The organism is Mycobacterium sp. E1214 (assembly GCF_001666755.1).
Taxonomy (GTDB): Bacteria; Actinomycetota; Actinomycetes; order Mycobacteriales; family Mycobacteriaceae; genus Mycobacterium.
On the sequence record NZ_LZJC01000147.1, the window covers coordinates 1 to 993 of the forward strand.

2 protein-coding genes are annotated in these 993 nt (G+C 69.5%); both read right to left on the reverse strand.

The window, feature by feature from the left end; all coding sequences use genetic code 11:
• Positions 1-368, reverse strand: a 368-nt coding sequence (locus A5700_RS20680) for a DUF4190 domain-containing protein (RefSeq protein ID WP_156671332.1), incomplete at its 3' end; no start/stop codon positions are given.
• A 13-nt stretch (positions 369-381) separates the two neighbouring features.
• Positions 382-993 (reverse strand): sensor domain-containing protein (locus tag A5700_RS20685; protein WP_197504166.1); only part of this gene is annotated, 612 nt, incomplete at its 5' end.

The window sequence follows — 993 nt, forward strand, 5'->3', positions numbered from 1 at the left end:
GTCGTGGCCGGGGCTGTCGTGGTGCTGGGTGCGGCCGTCCGAACCGGGTTGTCGTCGGGCCGGGTGAGCCATGCGATCAAGGCCACCACGGCCAGGGTGATCACCGCGTAGGAAAGGATCAACCCGACGATGGCGCGGTCGCGGCCGGCCTGACCGGTGCGCCGGATCTGCCGGAGCCCGAGGTGACCGAACAAGGCTCCGACGGGGGCGAAGACGAACGCGAACACCACCGACAGGGTCGCAAAGGTGTTGGCGCGCGGGCGCATCGGCGGGGGTGCGGTGAAAACTGGAGGGGCGCCGGGAAATCCACCGAATTGGTGGCCACCACCGTACGGGTTGGGGCCGTACGGTTGCTGCGGATTGCTCATCGTGCGGTCCTCATCAGCCCGGGATCTTGCCGAGCACGTAATTGACCACGTCCAGGGCGGCCCGGTGGGCCCGTTCGGACGCGGTGGCGCTCGCGCGCACTTCGACGAACACGTTGTCCTTGGCGGCCATCGCGAGGACGAATCGCACCGGCTGCCCCTGGGTGCGGACCTCCATGGTGACGACGCCGCCCCCGGAATCAGCGGGCGGATCGACCGCAAATCCGACCGTGCGGTGCGTGTCCGGATAGGTGAGTTTGAGGCCCGCGCCGGCGCACCGCGCCCAGGTCGACTGCAGGTTGGTCAGTTGGGTGCGCGCCGCCGCCGCGTCCGCGAGCGCGGCGACCGACTGGACCGAACCGCGTGGGTTGCCGGCGTTTTGCAGGTCGAAGTAGCCGGTCATGAAGATGCCCTGAACGGGTTGGACCGTGTACACCTCGCCGACGCCGACGGCGACGGTGACGGCGCAGTCGGGCGGATCGTAGCCGGCGTCTTTGGAATTCAGCGGCGCGAGCTGGCGCACCGGGTCGTCGCCCTTCAGGTTCTGGTCACCGGCGATGTTTCTGACGTCGTTGAGGCTGGGCAACAGTCCCTCGAGATCGGCCGGCGCCACGGCGGGAGGCGGGGG